The sequence below is a fragment of the Halobacteriovorax sp. HLS genome, assembly GCF_004006665.1.
In the GTDB taxonomy this organism is placed as follows: Bacteria; Bdellovibrionota; Bacteriovoracia; order Bacteriovoracales; family Bacteriovoracaceae; genus Halobacteriovorax.
Genome location: NZ_QOCL01000009.1, coordinates 17,104 through 42,915, shown reverse-complemented (window position 1 = coordinate 42,915; position 25,812 = coordinate 17,104). Strand labels below are relative to the sequence as shown.

Genomic DNA, 25,812 nt, shown 5'->3' with positions numbered 1-25,812 from the left:
CTTCTTTTCGGAACTCTCGTCATAATATATAGAAAATTCTAATAGGAATCTCACATTTCAACAGAGATAATCAAAGTTCTTTTCAAGTTCATCTAAAGGAAAATCAAAATCACCGACCAATTCACTCAAATCAATACACTCTCTACTGCTTTCCAGCCCAAATAATCGTAATAATGACTTATCAAAGACCTTAACAGTAGAAACTATTCTCTCACTTTCAAGATCGAAAATACTTCGAATTTTCAAAGCTTCATCTTTGTTAAACGGATGGCCCTCTGCTTCTAGATATTCTTGAGGATCTTGAACGTAACAACGAAGTTTCCAAACTTGCCCTTCAATCAACCCTACAGGCTCACTACCAAGAGCATTGATATAGTTCTGCCTAACTCTAATTAAATTATTAAATATTAAAGTAGAGTTCGTTTTTTCAGCAGTCTCAATCTTAAGATTAAATAGCTGAAACTTATCATTACTCTTCTGGACAACCTCATCTAAGAACTTAAAATTGAGCCCTATCCCTTCAGCAAGAGATACTGCTGCTTTTTTATATAATGCACCTTCGGAATAATAGTCAGTTTTATAATACAAAAATAATGTAACAAAATCAGAGAGTGTAAAGTTATGCTCCTTGGACACAAATTCAATATCAAAATATGTACTTATGAAAGTTACCCTTTCCTCTTCTTCTGAATATATGTGTCGATTACTTGATTTAATTTCCACGTCTCTTCCCCTTCTGAAAACCTTAGTTACTTAATAATATTAGGTTCTATTTGTGATAATCAGTGTCACAAAAGAGAAGTACTAACCTACTAATATTAAAAGAGGGATTGATTCTTCCGATAAAGAGAAGAATGAAAATAGGGCTCCTTACTTTTGATAAATGAATAAAACTTTGTGTAGTCATTCTTATTATCAAGAATGTGCTAAGGAATTAACCACAACGCAGTCAACAGTTGACCTGACGGGCAAACATAGTCATTTTTTTCATAAACTCCTAACTTTAAAAGTTTTTCTGAAATAAGAAAGTTTACACATACCAACCTCACCTTTACGATTTTTAGCAATAATTATCTCTGCAACATCAGGCTCTCTTGTATCAGGGTGGTAATAATCATCACGATATAAAAGCATTACAACATCTGCCTTATATTCAATCTCGCCACATCCCTTTAAATTCACTAACTGTGGCCTTTTATATTGTTGTCTCTCAAGCCTCCTATCTAATTGAGATAATACAAAAACAGGACAACCTAGTTTTACAGAGATTCTTTTTAGAGTCTTCATAATGATTCTATAAGATTCTTCTATTGAATGATCTGCCCTTATGTTTATACTTTGTATATCATCAATAAAAATAGCTCCTAAATCTGAATCAAAATATTCATTGCAGATGTCTTGTATTATATCAATTGTTAGATCATCAGAATCCTCAAAGTTTATATTCAACTTCTTCATTTCATTCATTGACACAATAACTCTATCTAGAGATTTCCTATCCATTTTGTTACCACGAACAAGTTTATGCAGTGGTATATTTGCCTCTGCAGCTAATTGCTTTGAAACCAGATCATCTGCCGGTTCGTTTAGAGAGAAATATAGAATCTTTTTGCTGTACTTCTTACATATATTTAATGATAAATTTAGAGCAAGACTTGTTTTTCCCATTGCTGGACGTCCACCTATAACAATCACTTCTCCTTCGCCAAGTCCATTGCCCTCAAAAAAATCATCTAAAATTCTATATCCAGTTGAAAATTTTATTTTATTTCTATGAAGATAGTCATCATCTATGTAAAAATCTAATCTTTTCATTTTATCTCCACTTTTTTATTTAACAATTCAATTAATACATTTCTATACCTCTCTCCTTCATAACCTTCGTACTCACTAGAGTTTCGATTCCCTTTAAATTGACCAATCCTATACCCCAATGAAGAAGGAAGGAGTTCTACTGTATATGCTAATTTATTTTTATATTTTAGATTTATAATTTGGCATGTCTTATTTACGACCGGCTCAATAAATGATCCTACACAATGTTTTAAAGTTGCACCTGTTATAAGTAAGTCTTCACCCGTCTTAGGAACAGAAATAGTATATTCATACAGGTTTTCTCCATCTAAATTCTCAATATCTTGATTTAAAGATATGCTCCGTAGCTGATTGTTTGTTATTTCATAAGATTTTGGTAATAACTTTGTATGAATATCATAGAAAGATATTGGTTTTCTTCCAATACACTCTTTCACAATTTCCTTGTAGTCATCGCCTTCAACATTTCTGATCATATTTATAATTCTAAGTGAATCAGTAAAATTCTCATCTTCACATGTTAAAAGAACTCTGAACACTCTAGTTAATTTATAATTACTAACAAGCCAATCAAGACTAACCTCTGGCTGTTTTAATTTAGTTATGATATTTTCATCAATTGCTTGCCTGTGATTTAGTACCAATACGTTATCTATGAATTGATGTATATCAACAAGAAGACTTAAAATATAAATATTGTTAAGTAAATTTGTTCCGAACTTATCAAAGGCAGCACCAACTCTCTTTCGATATCGTTCGAACTGTCCACTTCCAAATATTACTTCTAAAATTTCATCATATGACTTATCTATTAATGGTGCATATAAAACCGTCAAAGAAAGAACATTATCATTCTCGATAAAGAATGGGATTGACTCTTTCATAAAATAAAATTTTTTCGTTACAGCTTCTTCTTTAAATAAAGCTTTTGCTAAAACTGGCATTTTTCTTTTTACGGAAAATGAATACGCTCTCACAATAGATTCATCTTTAAAACCTATTGCATGAATATAAGCAAGAATCTCTTTTTCTGTTAGGGAAAGGTCAAAGACATTTAGTAATAATGTTTCTCTGACATGGCTAATTGACATTCTTCCTCCTTCCTTTCTTCACAGGTTTAATTTCAAATGCATCTATTAATTCGTTTTTATTAATCGTCTTCAGGTCACTCTTTGAACAAAATCTTGAGCATCCTCCACGATCAATCTTCCCCATATTTATAATGTAGTCGCCAACCACTAACTTCTTATTACACCATTCAAGAAAAGGCTCATAACAGTGCTCAATGTACATATCTTTTCTGTTAAGATAATACTTTTTATAATCTCCTTCACAGAGGCCACAGGAGTAACCACGAGAACTTTTCTGCTCAAGAAGATCAAAGTCGGCTACCCAATCCCAAGGATAATTAATCTTCTGTGAAACTAAATTTGTCCACATTGAAAACTCATGTCCTTTCTGAATCCTTAAAAAAACAATATTTCCAAGACCATGAAACTTTACTTTAAAAGAATTCTTTTTGACCTCTGTTATATAAGGAACAAAGTTAAACCGTGAACGATTTCCCCTAAGCCAATATTTAAAATTTTTATAAAAGAAACAACGATTCATGTTTATTCTCTACCCAAGTACTTCTTCAACAGTTCTTTCTAAAGTTTTTACAACATCTTTACCTTTGTCCATGACTTCAGCTTCTTGCTCTTTAAGCCATTTAAAAAATGAGCCCCGTTCTCTTTCTGTGATTACATCTAATACAAGTATTTTATCCTTTATCTTTTTCGAATCCATTTTTTTCTCCCTTTGACTACTCTAATGAACGTGGCACCTATCCCCATATGCTTGCACTTATGTATAGAGCTATAGCATCAGCTCTCATAAATTATAACTTGAGATATTTCTTTCCTGCTTCTAATAGATCGTCGATACTCGTTTCAGTATCATATCCAATTATATCATTTGAAAGCTCCAATATTTCTCGGGTCTCTTCCTGTACATTAAATATAGATTTTTCATTTAAATTCAGAAGCCAGAACAGATATTCATCGAATCTAATATTTTCATCTAAAATCAAACTTATACACCTAAAGCTTTCTTTTATATTACCCTTTTCAAAAAAAACATCTGCAACATCACATAGTATTTGGCCCTGCGTTCTTGGAATCATCTCTAATGCTTTTAATGTTTTTTTGATTATCATACGTGATTTTAGATCATTGTTTTCAAAATATGGAACAAGGAGCGTTGAAAGACAATCAAGGTCTTCTGAGTGCCCCAATAAGATACACTTCTCTATTCCTTTAATTGCAATATCAATATGGCCAAACTTAAGGCCTAGCTCAGTTGGAGTTGTTGTCCACAGGTAATATTGATGACTATAACGAGTGGGTAAAGGTAAGTTTAAGACATCCAAATATATTCCTAAAATTTGTTTTGCATATTGTGAATTACGATCTTGCAAAAATAAAGTCTCGCAAACTTCTCCTATTAGAGTAAATCTACAATCATCATTGTAGCGATAGGAGATTGCATCAAGAAAAACATCCTCAACAATTGATTCAAGATACTCTCCATTAGTTGCATTCGTAATTATTTGATCCCAACCCTTATTTTTCTTAGAGGAAATATCAGGAAAAACTTTAATAATATTTTCTTTTAAAATCTTGTGTAATAATTCTTCATTTGCATAACTTTTAGGATAGCTTTCTTTTAAAGTACAATGATTAAAAAAATGATAAAATAAATTATTGCTACCACATCTAGCTTTACGATCAATATAGGAGAAATCTTGTTTTAGTAGCTTCATTTCTTCATGATGGATTGTGTTTCCCTCATCTGGAAAAACAACCTCTTGAAAATACCTTAAAAGTAGCGAACACTTCCTAGCTTCTTCAATTTTATTTCGCTCAATGTAGCTTTGTACTACACACAGCAACAAGTCCCAATTGCCACTACCTAAGAAATTAGTTTTACGTGACAACATATTCTGCAAAACATACTGAGGTACCATATCATAAGTTAAAACTTTCATTATACTGGCTCCTCACCTTCGATAATTTTAAATTTCGTTCTTTTAGGTATATCAAAGACATAAATAACCTGATCAATAGAATTTAAACCTCTTTTACTAGGAGCATTTAAAATTTCTTTTCTCACTCCAACTTCTGTATAGCACTCATAAAATGCTATACAATCAGATTTAGCTAATACTTCATTACACCATTCTAAAAAAGGGCTATAACAATGATCGATCATTAGATCAGATCGGGATTTATAATATTCACGATGGCGATCAGGCAAAATACTGCAAAACTCACAAAAGTATTTTCCATTATCCTCCCTCCATACAGAAGTATCAAAAGACTCGACCCAATCGATCAAAGCACCTTCATATTGATAACGATCAGAATAATGTTTTTCATAATGCATCTTAACCAATTCTGACTTGAAATAACTCCAAATAGAAAATTCACCCCACCTATCGACTTTCAAGTAAATTAAGCCTTTACAGCCTCTAAAGTAAACTCTGAACTGATCTTTTCTTACATGAGCAATGTATGGTTCAACTAAGAACTTTGATCGATTTCTTTTTAACCAGTATTTAAAATCTCTATAAAAAAATGACTTATTCATATTACTACTCCATATTTCGCAATTGCTTCGATTCCTTAAACATATAAACATTTTTTCTCAAGTTCTTCTCTATTATGACCGATAGTTGTGACAAGGAGTGTCGCGAACAACTGCTTATAACTAACTTAAATTATGGATAAAATCACTAAACAAAGACGCCAAGAGCTTATATTTCAAATTTTAAAGGGCAGAGCTATTGATGATGGCCTTACTGCTAATGAAGTACATAAACGCCTTAAAAACGAAGGCCTGGCCATTGATTTACGGACTGTAAGAAGAGACTTAACAGCCCTAACATCAAGTCATGGACTCTGCTCTGATGAGCTTCGACCAGAAAGGTACTATCCGTCTTCTGATTATCAACTTAAGTATGAACTTCATTTAAATGAAAATACATTGCAGGTTCTTCTAATTGCTTTAAACAGCTTGAAGTTTACTTCTCATGATTACTTTAAAAACTTTGCGACTGAAACAGAAACAACGATATTCAACTCACTTGATTCAAGTTTAGCTAATTCTCTGAGGCAGTCGAAGGGAAAATACTTCTTCGACTATAGTACAGCCGGAAAGCCTGCCAGTACAAATACAAAAGACTTTGAAAAGATAATGATTGCTATTCGTGAGAATAAAATAATTACTTGCAACAATGACTCCCCTTATAAGTCTGATGAGTATAATAAGAAAAGAAGGAGATTTGCTCCTTACATATTTATTCTAACTTCAGGAATTCCTTATTTAATTGTCCAAGATCAAAGTGACTTTACCTTTAAAAAGCTTAGGGCCACTAGAGTAAAGAATGTACACCTCTCAACTAAGTCTTTTGAAAGAATTAATATCAAAGATGAAGTTCATCTTGAAACACTAATTGGCGGTTGGGGCGGTATATCTGAAAAATCTACTGAAATTAAAATAAACTGTAATGCTCAAATGGCCACATACTTTCAAGAAAGGATTATCCATCCTACTCAAGTAGTTAGAAAAGTCTCTGAAAATACTTTTGAGATCACCTTTAATTGTGCAAAGAGTTCAGAGCTAGCAAGATTAATCTCATCATTCGGTGGCAATGTTAATTCCATCTCACCTAATGATCTGTATGATGATGTCAAAGAAATATGGACATCAGGTATGAGTAAGGCTGCTTAGCTCTTAACGCTCAAGTCAATTGATAAGTACTGTATCAATTAGTATGGTAAAGAATGAGATGTTGAATTAATCTCCTTCTCATCCTCAACTTCTTCACTATCTAATTCGAGATCATCATATTCATTCTCTAGATCAGCTTGATGAGCATGCTTTTCCATATCTACCGAGTACTCCCCACAGACTATTACTGAGATTAATAAGGATAAATACAAGCTTCACCTAAAATGCTCCCCTAGTTACGAAATTGTAAGATTGATTGCTTCGTATGGTGGGCACATTTCAAAAATAAGTCCCAAATCAATAAAAGAACAAGTTATTCGCACATGGGAACAAGGTATAAAGAAAATTAATTAGTTAATATAAAATGTTAATTTAAATAATCTAATATTGCTTTCGGCGGTAAGAGCCTCCTGCAATTGGTACATTTAAGCTGCCTTCAATTTCGCCAAATCATCACTAAATCCAATTTCAGGGTCTCTATCGCACAATTCATCAAATGGATCTAAAAAGTAGTATAGAGCTTCAATACTTCGTTTAAACTCTTCTTCTGTACCAATATTATTCTTTATAAATCGCTCTACTCTATTTACATTACGAATAACTTCTACTTTTAATTCGGGATAAAGTAGGTTTGCCTCAATTTTACCTAAGAAATTCATACTATCTTCAATCAATAGCTTTACTTCATCCTTAGACGCAAAGAATTTATTTAATTCAGCCTTCCAGTCCCTAGACTTGAATGGAAAGAAGTTTAAAATAACCCCTCTTGGATCAATTCGACTAAAATACTCGTTACTTTTAATTTCTTCTAAGAAATCTCTTTGATTAGGTTGGCCAATAGCTAAACGATAAAGCTCAATATCTTTCTTAAGTTGAAAATATTTATTTTTATCATTTGAACAAGGAAGATCTAGTATATGTCTATTAAACCTGAAATATTCGTTTGAGTCAGGTGTGTAAATCCAATTTGGAGACATTTCTAAATTATATCTATCACTTAAATTAGAAAACTTCCTTGCATTATCAAAGTAATGCTCCCAAATTGTTTCACCTTCTTTTAATGAAACCTCTAAGTTCTTTTGATCTGCAACAATATTTTTGCGGACCATAAAGCAATTGAAACGGTTTAGTCTTCCTTCTCTTTGTTCAAAATCTACCGGATTAGTAGGTAGGTTCCAATGATAAATACTATTACAATATAAATGAAAGTCTAAACCTTCTTGCCCTACTGAAGTTGTAGCAAGTGCAAATGGCCAAAAAGGTGAATTAAATGCTTCTCTATTTAAATCTCTAGAATTTGATTCTTCTGCTCCATCACCAAAACAGCAAACAAGATCATTAGAAATGGCCCTATCATGTTCTCTATTTCTTGATGTTCTAACAGTACATCTTGATCTATTTGGCCCAAAAATTTGCCCGAGTTTTTTGATTAAGGTGACAGTTCCTTCCTCTGACTTATTCAAATATATTTGATAGAGATATTCATCTACAACAGCTTGAAAGTTTCCAATTCTAAAATAATCCGCAGCTTTTGAGACAGAATTTTTTCCTTTTCCATACTTAGAAATAATAGCACTATGCCCTTCCCTGTTTATAAATGTCCTAATGTCATGCATTCCAAATGCTGCTAATTGCATCCATTGTTTAAATGGCAGTCTCTTTCCACGCATATGCTCTATAGACCTAAGAAAGCATACCGCAGGACTTGAAATTGCTGCTTTCGCTAAACTCTCTAGTGTACGTTTATTAAATTTCAGTGGAATATTATTATCTGAAAGGCTTGTTTTTATACTAAATGCTTCTCTTTCAGACTTTTTTCCTGCATTTAAATGCCATCTTTTTCTATGTCTATCCGTTCCGTTACAGTAATTATGGAACAACTTCATTTTCTCTGGATTATTTGTAAATTCTGTATATTGCATAATTTCCCAGGAAGAGTTCCCCGTATAACTTTCAGATAGTTCAAAGCAATATTTTTCCTCAAGTACTTTTCTTATTCGTTTTGCAGCAATATTAACTAGTTCTTTATATGATTTACTCTCTACAAAGTCTTTGTGAGACAACGAATTTGCCAACAGTGTCGATGGAAATAATAATCTTCTAAAAGAAGGCCCAGTGACTTCAATATTTACATTTTTAGCTACCTTTTTAAGAATATTCTCTTTCATAGCTCCAAGCTCAGAAGCGACCATTTTGGGTACAAAAACCCAACTAGAAAAGACTAATGCTTTTTGTGGATTATTTTCAGCAATCTTTTCTTGAGAGTAAATACTTGTTCCCTCATAATATGGATTAGTAGGAGGGAGCCATAGGTAGGCCAGGTTTTGTCCTTCTTTAAATACTTCTTTATATAAATATTTAATTTTAATGTGTTGTGATGGTGATTTTTTAAGCAAGCTGTACAATGAATTGTCTTTACTTATACACTTAGTTTTTTTCTGACTCTCTAGCATTGCATTTTCTAGTAGTTTATAGTTATGCATATAACTCATTGAACTTACACCTGACTTCCAGTATGTAAGTAGAGTTTTACGTGAACTTGCATTCTGTGCGATTTTCATAAATTCTAAAATATTTTCTTTAGTTAAATCATAGCCTGATAACTTTTCGGATAAGAAATGGTCTTTTATCATTGGCTTCTGGTCATTTTCAAAGTTAATCCTTTCTGCTCTAGACATATATTCCATTACATGTTTTTGGATTTGTTCCTTTTGCATTAGCATTTGCAGTATATTATCACTAGATAAATCTTTAACCTTCTCACCATATTCTTTTATTTCACCAACGATATCAGCTGCTAATTGATTATCTCCAGTCAAAAAGCAAAATGTTCTTACCAGATCATTGTAGTTATCTGTATTTTTAATAGAATTCCATGTTTTCAAAGGTCCATCAGAATACAACTTATATGGTGTTGCTGAAAGTAGTAATACTGGTATTTTAGGTGCCAGAAGTATTTTTCCTAACTCATGACTTAAACGGCCATTAGAATCAATTTCTGTGATGTCCTTAAATTTTTGGAACTCATCAAAAATGACTAAGTCAGGATTTATATCTTCAAGAATAGCAATCGCCATTTCTTTTCTTATAGCTCTAACAAGCTCTCTGCACTCTGATTTGTCTAGGTTACTTCGCTTAAGAGTATCCCTAAACGACTCACCTGATTCTAATTGTATATTTTGCCATCGCTTAACTATTTTATCTTCAAGTTTAGAACATAATCGATTTGTAATTTCATAATCGGCCAAACGGTTATAAAAATTATCTTCGTTGGCCATTCCACAAAAGACACGAGCAAGTTTTTCATTCTTAAACCCAAGTATTAATCGAATTAACGCTGCCATATAAATTCTTTCGTACTGATGACCTAAACTTGTTCCAAAGTTCAGTGAAGTTCCAGGAGTCATTGATATAATCTTGATTTTTGATTTTTTTAAACCCTCTTCATATACAAGATTAATCCTGTCAGCTTGTACGATTTCAAGATCTGGATTTTGTGCTAACTTGAATTTATTTTGCTTTGTAATATCTAAACTTGAACTTACATAAATTATTGTATGTGACTTGTTATCACTTCTTAAATGATCAATAACATTTTTAGCGATTATTGTCTTTCCAAGTCCCACTTCATCTGCGACAAGAAACCTTTTAGGTCCTTGTTTATTCTTATTGTAAAGTTCTTCTACAACTTGATTAACAGTACATTGTTGAAATTTAGTCGGTGCAAATGTTTTCTTAACCATGATTCTTAAACTCCGCATATGCTAGCTTATATTGGGTCCAGAACTTTAAGAATTCTTCTACCTCAGAAGTAATTTTGTCTTTTGGTAACACATCTAATGCTCGGTCTACCTTTTCTATCAATTCTGGATCATTTGCTCCCCCTAACATAATAGGTTCTATATATTTGGGAAGAACTCCTCTATTATGATTTAGTGGTATTACATTTTCAGTCCTTTTATTTGATGAATTCTTGTTTAGTTTGGTCTTTGGTCCACCAGTGTCTATGTCTAGAATAACTCCAAGGTATTCCCAAAAAGATGCCCAATCTTTAATCAATTCCTTAAAGATTTTTTTATTTCTAGAAACCCTTTGAATATTTGTAATTGCAACAGTACAAAAAGACTTAACCTGACCATCAAGCTCTAGTCTCAAAATAACAAAAGAACTTATTTCAGACTTTTGATAGTTAGATGTCTCAAACTTATTTGCAAAGAGGGATTTTAATTCTAATTTATCATCGATACCAATAACCTTAAGGCTCCCAGTTACTTCTTCAGGAAAGTCATCAAGACTCCCCTCAAGTGAAATTGAGCATGATTTTTTTGAAACATTTATTTTTACTTCACAAGTAGATAATAGCTGCTGGGCATAACTAAGTTTCCTTTCATTAATTTGTGTAAGTTCACTTTCCGACTCTAATTCTGAATCAAAAACATAACTATCATAGGGAATTAACCAATTTTGTACTTTTTTAGCTTTTTCATCTTGAAATATAAATGCTTTTTTAAAAGCATCATAGTGACTTTTTGGAGCATGGTAATTAATTGTTGCTTCAACATTTTCATTAAACCAAGCCGCATTTGTAAAATTCTGTGATCCTATGAATAAGTCAGTGTACTCATCATTTAACCCTAAATATATTTTCGCATGTAATTCCAAATCTAACGAATTAACAACATACGTTCTTTTATGAAGCTTTTCATAAGGTTTAATTTTAGATAAGTCAGCTCTCCCTGTAATTAAATAGGCATTGGGGTGCTCATTCAACTGAGAAAGTCTTGACTCTGACAAAAAAGGACTGACAACAACTATTTTTTGATAGGAATCATCTATTTTAAAACTTTTACCTTTTTCTAGACTTCCCCATTTAAAGTAAAACTCTCCATCAGAAAGCCCCTGGGGATCTGAAAATTGAATATGATCCAGCTCTTCAATTGCCTGCTTTAGATGCTCTGAATTCTTTTTCGAGTTCTTAGCTGAACTCTCCTCTAACAAGTAAGTAAAAAAGTTCTTTATTTTAGTATTTTTAGTTTTATTTTCTGAAAATTGGCCAACCATCGTAGATGAGATATCCCAATGTACAGACTTCGTTAGATTTTTACTCATTACGATCAATTTCCAAAAAGATTCTTCTTTTTCATGTGCAGTATACTTAACAAACCATACTTTTGGATGGAATGCACTCTGTGCGACCTTAAGAGGAACTTGTTCAACACAAGAATCCAATAATACATATAGTTTTGCTTTTTTCGATGAGTCCTTCCTAATTTCTTCAATTGGTAATTCATTAATTCTACAATTTTGTACAATAATACATGATTTAGAAGAAAAATTCTCTATGGCCTCAATGGCTTCATATACACTTATTTCCTTTTCAATAAAACGCCTTTTGTAGCTTTCAATACACATTTGTGTTAAGCATTCTAAATCCATAGAGAAAGTCGTTCCAATACAGTATTCAATTTCATATCCATGAGGAGCTTTTATCTCTTCAAAGAAAGATTTTCTATTAAGTTCACTAAACACCTTTCTTCTCCAATGCTTTTAAAATATCTCTTGCATTCCTAAAGCCTTGGGAAAAACGAAAGTCAAATAGGTAATCAGACTCTTGTCCCTGTGTCAGTTTAGGAATACTCATAGTAGGGTCTATAAAATGACTTCTATTTCCCCTTCTATGCTTTTCTTGTTCTCTAACTGTTTTTTCAAAACTTTCCAAAAACTTCTGTGAATCAATGCCTGAGTTCCATAAATCTTTGAATGTATCAAACATATCAATTAGCTTCCCATCAACTTTGTCATCGATATCATAAGCTTTGACAGCAAACTTCAATTGAGTAATTGACCATTGTTTTAATTCTTCATTTCTTTCTAGCCAATTTTCAAAATATTTTTGATTATTTAATTGATGTTGAGTCCACTCATCCTTAAGCTCTGGATCATGATACCTTCTAGCCACTTCCTTACATAAAGCCCATCGATATGCATGGTTAATCCCCATACTGAACTTTGAATAGTTTTTTGCTTGTTCTAATAAGGTGTCTACTTTTTTATTTCCGGTAGGTTCTATTTGATTAAAATCACTATATACTCTTATTTTTTTGTATGAAGAGTTAATCCACTCATTCATTAGTGTGTCCTCACCAACCGATACATTTTTGAATTTGCTTAAGTAAAACAAAGCCTCTTCTTTAGTTAATTCAAAGTTGGTATTTTCTTTAAATGTATCATCGTCAAATAAATTAAGAACAATATTTGCAAATTGATGATCAAAATTAAAAACAGATTTAACATCCCCTTCAACTTCCCCATCATCATTAATAACAGTATTATTACCTTGGCCTAAGATTTCTTTATATAAATCTTCTTTACTTACACCAGACTCATTGAAAAACTTTAGTGTATTTATACCACCCCAGTAGATTATACTTGGCCAATACTTTAAGTTTTCTCGAGATTTTTTACCAATAACTCCACCATCAGGATCATTTTTTAATAAAATATCCTGCAATTGAAGTTCATACTTATCTAGTAAATATTTCGGATCTTTTATCTTTTTGGATTTAGATGTGGAATCTATAATCATCTTATACAAGATACCTGAAACAAAAATTTGATATCTAATTCTTGTGTGCAGTGTTGAAGTTCCGGGGAAAAAGATATCTGATATAACCTCAAAAGGAAGGCCTAGTCCGATAGAGTCAACAGTAGAATCTCCTCCTAAATTTCTAATAACCTCTCTGGCCTGCTGAACATCTTCAGGGGTTAATGTTATCCAGCTAACACTCGATTTAGGTATCACACTCATATAAAGAACTCCTCTGATTAGCTTATCGTCGGAGTCAAGCGAAACTTAACTTAATTTATGTAATTTTAAACACTTAGGCTTTCTTTCTAGAACTCAGATAATTACCCTATAAAATAAACAATACTCTTATGCTCTCTTCTCAACTTGCCCGGCGAGTATACCCTCTAATTGCTTATGCATCTTCTTATCCTCTTTAGGAATAAACAATGGAACAAAATCACAATCTAGGGCCTCAGCTATAGCTTGAAGTTTTTTCATTCCGGCTTTTTTGAGTGCTCCGGCCATATCTTTACTGACAACACTCTTATCGATTTCTAACCTTTCAGCTAGTTCTTTTTGGGAGATCCCATATTGCTCCATAATGTGAGCTAGTTGATATTCAATCTCAAAAATACGCTTACGTTCCTCAAACTTCTTTTTGAAGTTTTCGTTTTCAGTCATTTGATTAAAAAGTGAAGTCTTCCTTCTTCCAATCTAACTCTGCCCTACTTTTAATTGAGCTATATCTTTTAGCCGCTTCTTTTGAAGCTTTATCTTTATAGGTCAAGCTATTTTACCTCTGAGTTTGTATCAAACAGGCTTGCTATGTCTTCGATATATTTCTCTTGTTTCTTTTTATCCATTTTCCCTTGATTTAATAGCTTCCACTTCACAGACGGATAGTTCTGAACGTTACTATCATTTACTAGACTCCAGTCCGGCTTATTCGAGACAAAACTTTTTATAAACGCAATATCATTTTCATTAAGAGACTCTCTAACCTTTGAAATAAGTAATTTTCTCACTTTGATCAACTCTGCTAACTCAACCTCTACTTCGGCCATACTTTTAAACTCTGACTCATAACTTGCACTAATATCTTTTAAATTTGGATTAAGTAGTTCATTGATCGGCCGATTATGTGAAATAAGATAAAAAATAAATGAGTCCTTTACCTCTTCAGTTATTCCTTCATTTTCAAACAAGTACTTGACGTCAAACAAATCTCTTGGATGTTGACGATCAAGGGCAGCGCAGATTTTCCCACCGTAAACATCCTCAGTGCTAAGACAATTAACACTTATCTCCATTTCAAATTCGTTACTCGCTTTTTCACATAATTTTGTTTGTTTTGCAGGAAACAAGCTCCCTCTTAAAATAAAATTAGGTTCTATTTTTATTTGAACATCTGCATTTGAAACAAATAATTTTGTCTCTGATTTTCCATCAAGAGGCTTTGAGCTAGTAACATCAAGCCCAAATTCCTCCTTGAATTTCTTCTCAATATCTCTAAGTATCTCGTGCATATTAGCAAAAGTTGTACCTCTATCCTCCAAAGGAAGATAAGTTAAATCAATATCGACTGAATAACGTGGAAAGTTTCGATGAAAGAGATTAATTGCTGTTCCTCCTTTAAGAGCAAATCTTTCATCGCTTAAAGTAGTTTCTAAAACCATCAGAAGAAGTTGAACTTGTTTTTTATAAGTTTCTTTCAAAATGGATTCTCCCCATAATCTCTTGGTACAGTAATTTTATATTTTTTATCTAATTGAGAGTTTGTTTTTACAATTTGCCTTTTACCTTTTCCTAATTCTATTTTTGAAGTGTCTAATTTATGAAAATAATTATGTCCTATTTTTTCGGATAAATATAAAAAGACCCTCTTCACCTTTATCGAAGTACAATTTTCTAGAAGTATTTGCAACTTATCAGCCCTTAATCCTGATAAGCCATTTAAATAGTTTTCTGCTGTTTCAAAAGAGTCCTTTAAATCCAATAGATCTATCAACTCCAAAACTGCCAACTCTCTACTTGAGATTTTTAGGTTATAACCTAATGGGGAAGTGAACTCAGAAAGCTCAAGTTCTCTAGTGAATAATTTCGAGCTTCGGTAGGAAAACTCACAACCAAAATCATTCTCTAATAGCCATTTTGGTAGCTTCGCTTTCTCATAGGATGCCAAATATATTTTCGCAGTTTTTCCCATTGGAGTATAATGAGAAGCTCCCTTCAACTCTAAAGCCGTCCTACCTGAAACATGTAAAGCTTTGCCCAGCTCTTCTTGTAAAAGTCGAACTGCTCCCATCCAACTAGCGCTCTCCCCTTTTCTTTTGTAGATACCAGGGCCTATTTTATCCAAAGACCCTTTTTTATAATAAAGGTAGGCCAAGTTCTGAGGAACACCTCGCTTCTTCATCCACTTAAGTGAATGAAGATCACCCTTTACCCACTCTATTAGCATTTGGTTTATTTTAGACACTTATTTCACTACTCCATATATTGATTTATGGGTATATATTAAACCACATCTGGTTTAAAGTACACATAGAAATCACTATATTTAGTGGTGCTTAGATCTATCACAATAAACCAGATACTTTTCATCACTAATAATTATGGATACTTATCAAGATTGTAAAAAATAAGATAAATATGATCTTTTATGGTTTTCGAAGTTAAACAGTAGATTCCCTCAATTAGGACAAAAATTATATTGGCCATGAAAGCTAATAATTTAAAAAAAATATAAATCATCATCTGATGAAGCAGTACTCTTGAAATATTAGTATCTTACAAACTCTATCTGAGCTGGCCATCTTATGGCGGAGTATATCCCTCAAGTATTTATCAATATAACCGATTAGGTTAGCAATAAATATCACTATAAATAGAAAGAGTTTCTATGGCGAAGATTTCAAAAGGTAGACGACAAGATATTCTTTTTGAGTATTTAAAGAATAAAGATGAAGACTCAGCTATATCTATTAGTGAACTATGCTCGCGCTTAAGGTCCGAAGATATTTATGTGAATGAAAGAACAGTTAGAAGAGATGTTGACGAACTCTCTCTTGTACATGCGATGCTCTCTACTGAGGATAGGCCTGAGAGATATTATATTTCGCAGAGTTTAGATTTTAAACATAAACTCGAATTAAATGAAAATACACTCCAAGTCCTAATGATTGCGCTAAACAATCTAAAGCATACATCTCATGAATACTTCAATGAATTTGCAACAGAAGCTGAAACTGCTATTCTATCTAATATAGATCAAAGTCTCTCTGATGAACTCAGACATGCTAAAACAAAGTACTTTTTTGGATTCAATTCATCAGGAAAACCAGAAGACACAAATTTATATGACTTCGAAATGATTATGGTAGCAATTAGGGAAAAAAGAATCTTTACCTGCTTTAATGAGTCTCCCTATAAAGATAAGGCTTACAATGAGAGACTAAGGCAATTCTCCCCCATACTTTTTAATCTAGCTTCTGGAACTGCTTACCTTGTAGTTAAAGATGAGGAGGATAAAAAAATAAAGACCCTGAGAGTTTCGAGATTAAGAAATGTGAATCTAACAGAGAAGAAAGCTACTGAACTCAATCGTAATGAAGAACTAAATTTAAAGTCTCACGTTGGAGGCTTTGGAATTACAAAGAAACCTATCTCAATAAAAATTACATGCGACGAGATAATGGCAGGATATTTTAAAGAAAAAAAGATACACCAAAGTCAAACATTACATGAACTTAGAAATGGAAATTATATTCTGAACTTCAAATGCGCTGACAGTTCCGAGATAATTCGTTTTATATCTTCATTTGGAGGCCATGTTCTTAATATTACTCCTAAAATAGTTTATGATGAGGTTAAAGCTATATGGGAGTCTGGAATTAGGAATATTTCTTAATCTCTCTTTACGTTCCTTCACTATGTTATAGAATTAATCTTTATGTGACATAATTTGTCCTATTAGAAATATACAATATATCCATAACAACCTCAAAGGAGAGACTCGTGACAGAAGTATGGATGTGTATGAAGACAGCAACTCTTATAGAAGTAAATAAAGGCAAGTTCTTTAGAGGCACAGTTGATGTGAAAACTGATAATGATAACGATGAAAATTTTACTATTAGAGAATCATTCTTGAAAAAAAACTACATAATGCTTAGTTTTCTATAGCGCTTAACTTTCTCCTGCTTAATTAACTCGTAATTAAGCAGGACTATTTAATATTTATTGATTTTTTTTCAATAATATTTTAAGCTTCTTATTTTTATTCCAGGGACTTGGAATAGTCATAATTTCTAGGAAACCTTGTTCTTTTAAATATTGCATCCCCTTTTTATTATCAATACTTACTGACGAAAAAATTGAAGCTGTTGCATATTTTTCCTCGCGTAACAGTTGATCAACCCTTAAATTGATTTTTCTCCATCGCTCTTTATTTATGTCATTTGATCGAGAAGCATTCATTGACCATCCTCTTTCGAAAGCGTTATTATTTTTAATATCATCAATAAAGGTAGTAATAAAAGAGTCATTGCATTGACTTATTTTTTTTTCAAAATAATTTAGAATTGCACTTAAAAGCTTAGGGCTATCTTCCTTTACTCCTGCACATAAGATATCCTCATCCTCAATTATACAAAAAAGTTTAGATCTAAATATTCTTTCATCAAGTTTTGAAGGATGTATTTTTAACTCGTTAGTCTTAATAAGTTTTGTTAATATTCTATTTTTATCGTAAAGAGAAATGTTACTGTACTCCCTTACTTCATTAAGATTAACAATAGACTTAGAGCTATCCCAATAACGTAGGAGTTCATCTATTACCTCGTCACCTAATATTTCTCTCCATGCACTGCTATTTAGTAACTCTCTTCTTCTTTGATTTAGCTTATTTAACAATTTCTGATTACTAGAAAGGCCAAGGTATTCTTCTGCGATATATAGAATATCACCATGAGTACCTATCTGAGGTAGTCCAATTTCTGAAGGAAAGTCCAAATCTTCTTTCAAGGGAATAGTATGTCTAGAGTTAATAGTTACAAAGATATTCATAAACAAAGAGGTCCACAAAGAGATTTTTTTTGTACTAATTGTCCCGTTATGGAGTCGTACCTCAACCCTCTGTCCATCCCCGTCTCTATTTTGTAAGTTAAATGACATATATCTTCCATCATCACTGTCAATTTTTGTTAAAAGTTTATTGTAGCTCGTTTCTTTTAAATCTTTCGAGTCAAAAATACTTCTTAGAGACTTGCAATAAAAAGAAGCTTTATCATTTACAATGACTCTACTAGGAGAAACAAGAGAGTTTAGTGCAGGTTCTATATTTCTCATATAATTAATCATATTAAGAACACTCGATTTAGAAAAATCTCTCCATCCTAGATTGAGATGTAGCCCAGTGGAATAATCGATTTTAAGTCCCAACTCCCCTAAGAACTCACTATTTAAGAGCCCTACGACATTCACTAGTTCTTCAAACCCTTCTTGGCCTTTTAATATACGAGAAACAATTTCAAACCCACAAGATCCGTCATAAACTATATTCCATACGTCATGATTAATATTTCCAAGTTCTGAATACTCTGAAATTGGATCAAAATTGATATAGTTCGTACCATCCATTATTTTTTTTATTATTTGATTAGCTATTGCAGTCCATTCATCATGAGATATATCATGAACATCAACTTCTCCTGTGCTAAGCTCGATTTCGATACCAAATGTTTGCCCATTATAGATTCTTAAACCATCAAGGGCCTCAAAGTACTTAGAACTTTCCTCATAATTAAGAGTTGTTAGACCATACCCATCAATATATTCATGCTTTGTGTACTGTACTTTCTTTTTTCTGAGAGCACCTTTACTTACTAGCTCACTATTTCTACCCGAACCATTATAAAAATCGACAAAATGAGTTAAGCTTAAAGAATGACTTTCCCTCTCTAAGCTTCCATAAAAATCTACAACATTAAATGTTTTCTTACCTGTATCAGTATGCATACGACTTCCACGTCCAATCATTTGTGAAAACTCGATATCACTAGTCACAGGTTTAGCAAGAATAATAGTGTTAATGTCAGGAATATCAACTCCACAAATTGCCATACGAATAACAATGGCTATGCAGTCATGACCCTTTGATTCCTTAAATTTCTTCAAAACTCTGTAGGGGTTTTTAACCTTACCGTGAATCAAATAACATTCGACACCATGATGCGATAGTTCTTTAGCAAAGTAACTCGCCTGAATCTGATTTGTAACGAAAATCATTGTTTTTCGATAGTTCTTTTTGTTCCTTAAATAATCTTCGATTATCGAATCATTTCTAACTTTATCATCAGCCAACTCTTCTTCATTCAGAAAACCATTACGATCCTGTTTATACTCAACAGACTCTTGAATTTTTCTTTTCAAAAGAATAGGTTCCGCGAGTTCCCCCATTTCTACGAGATCTCGAAACGAATAATTACCGACTTTCATTCTTGAATCCCAGCCATTAATTTCCCTTAATTTTGGTGTTGCCGATAACCCTAATACTGGTACATTCTTCCATGGTCCATTTAAAAGCTCATAAATTTCAACCTCTTGCTTTCCGCCCTTCCCTCTATGGGCTTCATCTACGACGATAATGCTTGGTTTAAAATGTATAATTTTTTCATATTCTTTAGAGCTTTTATTTTCACAACTTCTTGAGAGAGTACTATTCGTCGAAAACAAAAATTTAGGAATCCAGTCCATATTATCAACAATATAATCTCGTTTAAAGCTATCAAGGTTATTTGCTATCTCATGATTTTTTTTACTCAAATACTTTATCCATAAACCAAAATCAAGATCATCACATAATGTTTCTCCAGAAATTGATTTAATAGTTTTATACGCTTGATTAATCAAGGCCCAAGAGTCAGTAATCCACAATACATGCCCCCCCTTACTAATATATTCATTTAATATGAACATTGAAGCAACAACTGTCTTTCCTGAACCTGTTGGCATGTGCAAATAGGTTCTTAAGTTATCATTTTCTTTATAAGATTTTTTAAGGGATTTATATATTTCCTCTTGAAATTGTTTTAGTTTCATTTTTTACCTTTTTTACCTTTTTTACATTATATTGTAGTTTGATTTTTTTAAAAAAATCAACGATTGAATACTTCTATCAAGCTAATGATATCCATGATAAATACTATTATAGAAAAAGAAGTTAATTCAAAGACAGGAACCTCTTTTAAGATTTCCTCGTAGCTAATCTCTAATTGATCTCCAATAAGAAAAACCGAAGTTAAAAATATCGTCATCAGAACAGCCTGAATAAAGAATATATTTCCAAGCTTCGAATATATTAAGTTTTCATGAGGTATAAATTTATACGAATCAGGAAGTGGACTGAAGAGCCAGACAAAAGGTAATCCTACGACCATGATTAGTGCATAGCCGCCAATTATTGACATAAGAGAAATAAACATTTTCTTTGTGAAACTTAAATTATTGGCCTTATTTTGAATAGAACTATTGGCTTCATTCATTTCTTTCTTTCATTCATTAAGTAGTTCATAGTTAAAAGAACTCAATTGAAGACACCCTATCTAGAAAATCTTCGTCAGTTGATTTTTTTTCCTTATACGTTATAGATTTAACTCTAGTTAAAAGCCTACGAATATCTTCACTAGTATAATGACCCAAATTATCATCATACTTTCCGTCGATACAATATTCATCGATAAATAATTTATAAAATTCCTCATCGCTTTTATTCTTCATCGACTTAATAGTACCTATAAGTGAGCTTAGAGCAACCTTCCTCTCACTCATTGTACTTAGAGCCTTAACTTTCAGCTCACTTGCATTGTCTCCAAGATGAGCCAACAGAAGCTCTTTTCTTTCCTTTTTATCTGGAGAACTTACCTTTACTTTTGTTGAAGCTCTAATGATATTGAAAAACTTCGGATCAGACCATCCCTCATCTAAAGTAGATGTGATAAAAATAATTCGGATACCAAGAAGTGATGCACTTCCTACTAGATCAACTAAAAACTCTTGAGCTCCTGGCTTTCTTTTTAAATACTCGGTATCATCAATTACGATACAATCATACTCATTAACAAATGTATCTTTCAAATCTTCGACAATATTTGCTTTGTAGGCCTTGATGTACTCACGGACCAATTTCATTGCCGTGATATTCTTGATATTTATTTTTCTCGAGAGTTTCTCCACTAAATCATTTAATAGATAGGACTTTCCACTCCCCGATTCACCATAAACTGTAAGGGTATGAGAATACTTGTTAGCAGAATTATTAAGAAAACTTTTGATAATTTCATATGCAGCTTTATTGAGATTTGTACTAATATACTCCATTACTTACTCCTAATTTATTAGTAAACCAAACATATAAATAGTACGTGACATTTTTAGTCACAAGAAAATAAATAAGGAAAAAAAATAAAAAAAACATGAAAACTTTGGAAAATTGTTTATAAGAAAATAACCACATAAAATGATAGCTGATCTTCATTCTAGCTTGTTAAGAGTTGTACTATAACTAAGTAAACTACTTCTCTAGTCTAATTCTTAATCATATTTTGCAAGTCTATACAAATTAGATTAACAGAATAAATTGACAAAGATTGTCACTATGTCCTGTTAAAATGCGGATTTTTATGAAAATTTCTCAATGACTAATAAATTAAAGTGATTTCTATTATTCGACGATAAGTCTAATCATCGAAGTCAATAATATTGCTAGCAATAGTTCTTCATTTGTATCGGAGTAAAAATGAAAAATAACTACCTAAGCGAAGTTGAGCTATATTTTTGGCCAAATAGACGAATAGAGAATCAAATTGGCATCTATATTCTATGCTCTTTTACTACAATATCAAAGTTATATGGAGAAGATGAGCTAGGAATCTTATATGTAGGAAAAACAATTAATAGCTTTGCAAATAGGCATAATCTTAAGAAATTTCAAAAAAAATCATACCATAAGAAAACTCAATATGGATTTGACCATAGTTCATTGTATTGGGTTTTAGATTTTGATATTTCTAAAGATCAGGAATGCGAGTTTGCACGTAAAATTAAAGACAAGAGCGAAGAAAGTGATCAGTATTTTAGAGACATTCTTATTCATGACTGCATAAACAAGCTGAATGCTCCAACGTTTACAGGTAACAAAGCCTTTTTAATAATGATACCTCTAGACTACCTAAAGAATAAGATTCCTGACTATAAGAGAGAAATTTCTTCATTAGAAAAAAGTATTCTATCAGGACACTTGTTGAAATATGGAGTACTTCCGCCCTACAATGCAACGGGTTCATCTTACAACTCTGTTTATGGACGTAATAACGAAAATGAACGACAGAAACTTAAAGAGACATTCTCTCACATTGAAGATAAGTTACTTGCCAAAAAGGATATAAAACAATCCTGCTAGGAGTAGTATAAATATAACAATTTAAAAAATATTTTTTTCTTTAAGAGTCGAGAAAGGGAGGTCAAGTCACATGAAGCTATCAATGCTAATTCTATCTACGACTTGCTCTGAGGCTTCTTCTTTTAGAGAATATCATTTCTTAAACTTAAAATCCATTGTAATAACATTATACTAACTTTAACAACTTTCATGGGTACTTCTCGGTTATAGAAATTTTGAAACTATAGGCTTAGATTGATCTACGATTGTAGATAGATCAAATCTTTAAATATAGTTTTTGGACCTCATTTTTTAATGTTGCCTAGTGAGCTATATTTAATTGCTAAAATATTGAATAAGAAAACCGATAGTTAGATTACTAATGAAAAAAAATTAGATTTTTAGAATGCTTTATATTATTTCTAGATCGATAGTTTGATTGCTTCTCCACTGTTTACCGAGTACTCCCCTTACAAGTTGTATTGCTTGGTCTGATTTCTTTTATAATTACTAAATTGTGTAGGCAATAAAAATAAATTTCTTCTTTAAGTCTATTAACTTCAATTACTCTTAAGATATGGGTTCATTCTTAGAATTATTACCGTAGTTTAATAAACCATTGAAACATTCTTAACTTCTTCCTCACTTAACAATGATCCCCGCCTTAATAAAGAACTTCGCACGCTTTAAAATAAGTTCCCTTATTCTTTTGTGAATCTTCACTTCGGGAAAGTTCAAACTAATTTCTTCAATCAGCTCATCTTGAACAGCTAAAATATTCTTATAAACAAGACTCATTCTCTCTGCAATCGTACCCTCTTTGATACCGAGTAAGCTCTCCTCTAATGCAAGTCTCTTCTTTCCCATTTTTTCAAATGCAAATGCACCGCCCACTTTAAATGAAAATGACTTTGAAATATTAGGATAAATTGCAGTTGAAATTAAATCATAAAATGGAGAAAGATCATGCTTCTTATCGGTCATAAGAAATGAAAGATTTTTTGCATGACTATCATTATTTCCAATTAATAAATTAAAGCAAATCCAATCAATAAATCGAAATGAACTTTCAATTCTTTTTCTCGCTGTTACGTTCTCAAGCATCAGCTTATAAACTGTTACTAAGTCCGGCCCACCTTCAGCTTCATACTTTTCATCACTCGTTATACCAATGGCTTGGCAGAAGTCCTGTTGATGAAGTCGCTTCACCTGATCACTATCAAGGTAGCGATCATATCTTTTAATCACAAAGAGAGGATACTCCCCTTCGATAATTTGAACCTCAGGAACATTCATGCCAATTTTGGCAGCTAGTTTCATACAGAAGTATTCATTATAAACAGACTCTTTTACACCCTTTACCATGATTGGTGTTTTCACAATATGAGTCGTCGGCATCCCACTTTTTGGTAAGTAGATTTTTCCATTTTCAAGAATACAAGGAAACTTATCCTGAGCACCGGCAACAGAAAGGTAGCCTGGCTTCATTTCTGCAATGAGGTCCACAGCACTCTTACTTTCATCGATTGCTTTATATAAATCTTCATATCTTACTTCGACGTTAGAAACATTCGTTTCTAAAATGGGAGGATTTTCTTCACCCGTAATAACAAGTGCTCCAGCGCAGTCCTCTCCATGCTTCAAAAGAGTATTGAATACTCCCTTGGATTTATGCCACTTTTCAAGGTGCTTTCTCACCTCACCTTCCGGTAGGAGGTTTTCAAAGAATGAAAGTGTTATCTTATTTCCAAAAGTCTCTTCACTTAAGGGCATTGAAATTGAAATTGGAAAAGAAGCTTCAGACTCTCTCCACTTTTCATCATATTTAAACGAATGAAGAAGTTCTTCATCTTGGGAAAATACACCAACGAGCTGGCCTTCGAAAAAGACATTTAAATTCTTCATTAGTCTTCCATCTCTAAAATTACTTTGAAACCAAGAAGTTTACTCATTTTAAGAAGTGTTGATAATTTAATATCAGAATCGGCAACCTCAATACGACTAATGCCGTTATGAGATAAGTTACAAAGCTTGGCCACATCTTTTTGAGTAACCCCTAACTCTTTTCTTCTCTCTTTTAAGGCCTTTGCTAAGCTAATCTCATCTCGAATTTCGACTTTCAAACGACTCTCCTATGTTCTCACTACAAAGAGAATTATAACACAAACTTAGCTTTAAAGCATTAAATTCTCACTAAAGAGAGAATTTTCGTACATATTAAGTTAAGAATATCTAATTCTCTCCACACTGAGAATGAGATTAATTATAAACCCTCTCATTTAACAAAAAGCTCCTCTTACAGTTAATGCTGCCGCGATGTTCAGCTTTTCGCCTAGCAAATAGCGTTTTAAAATTAGAAAATCGCGAAAGGACTCTATCAGCTCAATGGCCTGTCTCCTCTTCTCTTTACCTTTTAAATTATGAACTTCAAGTTCTTCCAAAAACTTATGAAATATTTTTTTTAGTAGTAAATTCTTTGCCTTTAGTTCAAAGTTCTCTTCTTTTAACTTTTGAACTCTACGCTCATATGCAGAATCGCTTTCTACCGTCACTCTCTCCTTACTTTCTTTGAGCCAATAATTAATTGTCGTTCTCGGTATATTCAAGTCAGGAAACAAATTTCGATTTCCACTTTCAATGATCATCTTTTTAACCATAGGATCGTACTTCCTATACGCCATAGGGTCCTCCTTCTTTGTTAATTTTAATGGTCTTATACTGACGAAAATTCGTCACTCGGCTTCCGAATTCTCGGTTTTTCCACGATTAATTGATATGTTTTAGTGTTTTTTTGGTTTTTTGGGGTTCTTTCGGGTTCAGCAATTGAGATTTAATATTCGGGCCACTCTTGGATAAAAAGTGTCCCAGTAAGCTGTCTTTATCAATAAATCCTAACTTAGAAAGATTATGAGAAAGTATGTTTATTTCTTTCCCATCACCTACTTTAGCTTTTAAACCGACCTTGTTCGCTACTTTACTTAAGTAGTCAAAAACATCTCTGGGTTTTTCTTGTTTTAAAACAGACTCGACTATCTGAACGTTTCTCGCATTGTAAGTAAATGCCTTGCCACTGTTAAAAACTATTTTGTACTTACTGCCTATTTTTTCGAATCGACTAACACAATTAGTTTTATCTTCGCCTTTTAGAAAGATTTGATACTCTTTAACATCACTCATTATTAAATCAATTCCCTCTAATTCCTTAATTTGAACGTCA

General features: G+C 32.5%; 24 protein-coding genes. 4 read left to right on the top strand and 20 right to left on the bottom strand.

Going from position 1 to position 25,812, the window contains the following annotated elements:
* Positions 1 to 57: 57 nt before the first annotated feature.
* The 7 genes from DPQ89_RS09685 to DPQ89_RS09660 form a co-directional block, all read right to left on the bottom strand.
* The gene (locus DPQ89_RS09685) at positions 58 to 723 is read right to left on the bottom strand and encodes a hypothetical protein (RefSeq protein ID WP_127716736.1); all 666 of its coding nucleotides are present in this window, start codon (positions 721 to 723) and stop codon (positions 58 to 60) included.
* Positions 724 to 987: 264 nt separating this feature from the next.
* Positions 988 to 1,815, bottom strand: coding sequence for a DnaB-like helicase C-terminal domain-containing protein (locus DPQ89_RS09680; RefSeq protein ID WP_127716735.1), 828 nt, complete (start codon positions 1,813 to 1,815; stop codon positions 988 to 990).
* Positions 1,812 to 2,906 carry a PcfJ domain-containing protein gene (locus DPQ89_RS09675; RefSeq protein WP_127716734.1) on the bottom strand — a complete coding sequence of 365 codons (1,095 nt, stop codon included), beginning with the start codon at positions 2,904 to 2,906 and terminating at the stop codon, positions 1,812 to 1,814. The genes DPQ89_RS09680 and DPQ89_RS09675 overlap by 4 nt, the downstream gene beginning before the upstream one ends.
* The gene (locus DPQ89_RS09670; protein WP_127716733.1) at positions 2,896 to 3,426 is read right to left on the bottom strand and encodes a hypothetical protein; all 531 of its coding nucleotides are present in this window, start codon (positions 3,424 to 3,426) and stop codon (positions 2,896 to 2,898) included. Before DPQ89_RS09670 ends, DPQ89_RS09675 begins: the two co-directional genes overlap by 11 nt.
* Before the next feature lie 9 nt (positions 3,427 to 3,435).
* Positions 3,436 to 3,603 carry a hypothetical protein gene (locus DPQ89_RS18520; RefSeq protein ID WP_164848342.1) on the bottom strand — a complete coding sequence of 56 codons (168 nt, stop codon included), beginning with the start codon at positions 3,601 to 3,603 and terminating at the stop codon, positions 3,436 to 3,438.
* 91 nt (positions 3,604 to 3,694) lie between these two features.
* On the bottom strand, positions 3,695 to 4,843 hold the full coding sequence (locus DPQ89_RS09665; RefSeq protein WP_127716732.1) for a hypothetical protein: 1,149 nt from the start codon (positions 4,841 to 4,843) through the stop codon (positions 3,695 to 3,697).
* Complete coding sequence (locus DPQ89_RS09660; protein ID WP_127716731.1) at positions 4,843 to 5,445, bottom strand: hypothetical protein; 603 nt, start codon at positions 5,443 to 5,445, stop codon at positions 4,843 to 4,845. The genes DPQ89_RS09665 and DPQ89_RS09660 overlap by 1 nt, the downstream gene beginning before the upstream one ends.
* Before the next feature lie 132 nt (positions 5,446 to 5,577).
* On the opposite strand from DPQ89_RS09660, the gene DPQ89_RS09655 reads away from it, so the two are divergent.
* The gene (locus DPQ89_RS09655; protein ID WP_127716730.1) at positions 5,578 to 6,588 is read left to right on the top strand and encodes a YafY family protein; all 1,011 of its coding nucleotides are present in this window, start codon (positions 5,578 to 5,580) and stop codon (positions 6,586 to 6,588) included.
* Positions 6,589 to 7,013: 425 nt separating this feature from the next.
* Here the strand turns inward: DPQ89_RS09655 and DPQ89_RS09650 are convergent, their stop codons facing one another.
* The 6 genes from DPQ89_RS09650 to DPQ89_RS09625 all read right to left on the bottom strand — a co-directional run bounded on the left by DPQ89_RS09650 (position 7,014) and on the right by DPQ89_RS09625 (position 15,635).
* Complete coding sequence (locus DPQ89_RS09650) at positions 7,014 to 10,331, bottom strand: DEAD/DEAH box helicase (RefSeq protein WP_164848341.1); 3,318 nt, start codon at positions 10,329 to 10,331, stop codon at positions 7,014 to 7,016.
* Entirely contained in the window at positions 10,324 to 12,117 is a 1,794-nt protein-coding gene (locus DPQ89_RS09645) for a phospholipase D family protein (protein ID WP_127716728.1), read from the bottom strand. Before DPQ89_RS09645 ends, DPQ89_RS09650 begins: the two co-directional genes overlap by 8 nt.
* Positions 12,110 to 13,396, bottom strand: coding sequence for a DUF6361 family protein (locus DPQ89_RS09640; RefSeq protein WP_127716727.1), 1,287 nt, complete (start codon positions 13,394 to 13,396; stop codon positions 12,110 to 12,112). The genes DPQ89_RS09645 and DPQ89_RS09640 overlap by 8 nt, the downstream gene beginning before the upstream one ends.
* A gap of 126 nt (positions 13,397 to 13,522) precedes the next feature.
* Positions 13,523 to 13,837 carry a helix-turn-helix domain-containing protein gene (locus DPQ89_RS09635; RefSeq protein ID WP_127716726.1) on the bottom strand — a complete coding sequence of 105 codons (315 nt, stop codon included), beginning with the start codon at positions 13,835 to 13,837 and terminating at the stop codon, positions 13,523 to 13,525.
* Positions 13,838 to 13,944: 107 nt separating this feature from the next.
* Positions 13,945 to 14,871, bottom strand: a complete 927-nt coding sequence (locus tag DPQ89_RS09630; RefSeq protein ID WP_127716725.1) for a nucleotidyl transferase AbiEii/AbiGii toxin family protein — start codon at positions 14,869 to 14,871, stop codon at positions 13,945 to 13,947.
* On the bottom strand, positions 14,868 to 15,635 hold the full coding sequence (locus DPQ89_RS09625; RefSeq protein WP_127716724.1) for a type IV toxin-antitoxin system AbiEi family antitoxin domain-containing protein: 768 nt from the start codon (positions 15,633 to 15,635) through the stop codon (positions 14,868 to 14,870). Before DPQ89_RS09625 ends, DPQ89_RS09630 begins: the two co-directional genes overlap by 4 nt.
* Before the next feature lie 423 nt (positions 15,636 to 16,058).
* Between DPQ89_RS09625 and DPQ89_RS09620 the strand changes: the two genes are divergently transcribed.
* Entirely contained in the window at positions 16,059 to 17,066 is a 1,008-nt protein-coding gene (locus DPQ89_RS09620; protein WP_127716723.1) for a YafY family protein, read from the top strand.
* A gap of 107 nt (positions 17,067 to 17,173) precedes the next feature.
* Positions 17,174 to 17,341: a hypothetical protein gene (locus DPQ89_RS18515; RefSeq protein ID WP_164848340.1), complete on the top strand. Its 168-nt coding sequence runs from the start codon at positions 17,174 to 17,176 to the stop codon at positions 17,339 to 17,341.
* 54 nt (positions 17,342 to 17,395) lie between these two features.
* Here the strand turns inward: DPQ89_RS18515 and DPQ89_RS09615 are convergent, their stop codons facing one another.
* The 3 genes from DPQ89_RS09615 to DPQ89_RS09605 are packed head-to-tail and all read right to left on the bottom strand — an operon-like array spanning position 17,396 to position 21,535.
* The gene (locus tag DPQ89_RS09615; protein WP_127716722.1) at positions 17,396 to 20,257 is read right to left on the bottom strand and encodes a DEAD/DEAH box helicase family protein; all 2,862 of its coding nucleotides are present in this window, start codon (positions 20,255 to 20,257) and stop codon (positions 17,396 to 17,398) included.
* A gap of 56 nt (positions 20,258 to 20,313) precedes the next feature.
* A complete protein-coding gene (locus DPQ89_RS09610; protein WP_127716721.1) occupies positions 20,314 to 20,700 on the bottom strand; it encodes a hypothetical protein in 387 nt (128 codons plus the stop codon).
* Between the two features lie 31 nt (positions 20,701 to 20,731).
* On the bottom strand, positions 20,732 to 21,535 hold the full coding sequence (locus tag DPQ89_RS09605) for a DnaA ATPase domain-containing protein (RefSeq protein ID WP_127716720.1): 804 nt from the start codon (positions 21,533 to 21,535) through the stop codon (positions 20,732 to 20,734).
* Positions 21,536 to 21,953: 418 nt separating this feature from the next.
* On the opposite strand from DPQ89_RS09605, the gene DPQ89_RS09600 reads away from it, so the two are divergent.
* The gene (locus DPQ89_RS09600; RefSeq protein ID WP_127716719.1) at positions 21,954 to 22,616 is read left to right on the top strand and encodes a hypothetical protein; all 663 of its coding nucleotides are present in this window, start codon (positions 21,954 to 21,956) and stop codon (positions 22,614 to 22,616) included.
* Positions 22,617 to 23,237: 621 nt separating this feature from the next.
* Here the strand turns inward: DPQ89_RS09600 and DPQ89_RS09595 are convergent.
* From DPQ89_RS09595 to DPQ89_RS09580, 4 genes are all read right to left on the bottom strand, one after another.
* The gene (locus DPQ89_RS09595) at positions 23,238 to 24,500 is read right to left on the bottom strand and encodes a type II toxin-antitoxin system HipA family toxin (protein WP_127716718.1); all 1,263 of its coding nucleotides are present in this window, start codon (positions 24,498 to 24,500) and stop codon (positions 23,238 to 23,240) included.
* Positions 24,500 to 24,718: a helix-turn-helix domain-containing protein gene (locus DPQ89_RS09590; RefSeq protein WP_127716717.1), complete on the bottom strand. Its 219-nt coding sequence runs from the start codon at positions 24,716 to 24,718 to the stop codon at positions 24,500 to 24,502. Before DPQ89_RS09590 ends, DPQ89_RS09595 begins: the two co-directional genes overlap by 1 nt.
* Before the next feature lie 156 nt (positions 24,719 to 24,874).
* Positions 24,875 to 25,276: a hypothetical protein gene (locus DPQ89_RS09585; protein WP_127716716.1), complete on the bottom strand. Its 402-nt coding sequence runs from the start codon at positions 25,274 to 25,276 to the stop codon at positions 24,875 to 24,877.
* Positions 25,277 to 25,361: 85 nt separating this feature from the next.
* Positions 25,362 to 25,772: a hypothetical protein gene (locus tag DPQ89_RS09580; RefSeq protein ID WP_127716715.1), complete on the bottom strand. Its 411-nt coding sequence runs from the start codon at positions 25,770 to 25,772 to the stop codon at positions 25,362 to 25,364.
* Positions 25,773 to 25,812: the final 40 nt, after the last annotated feature.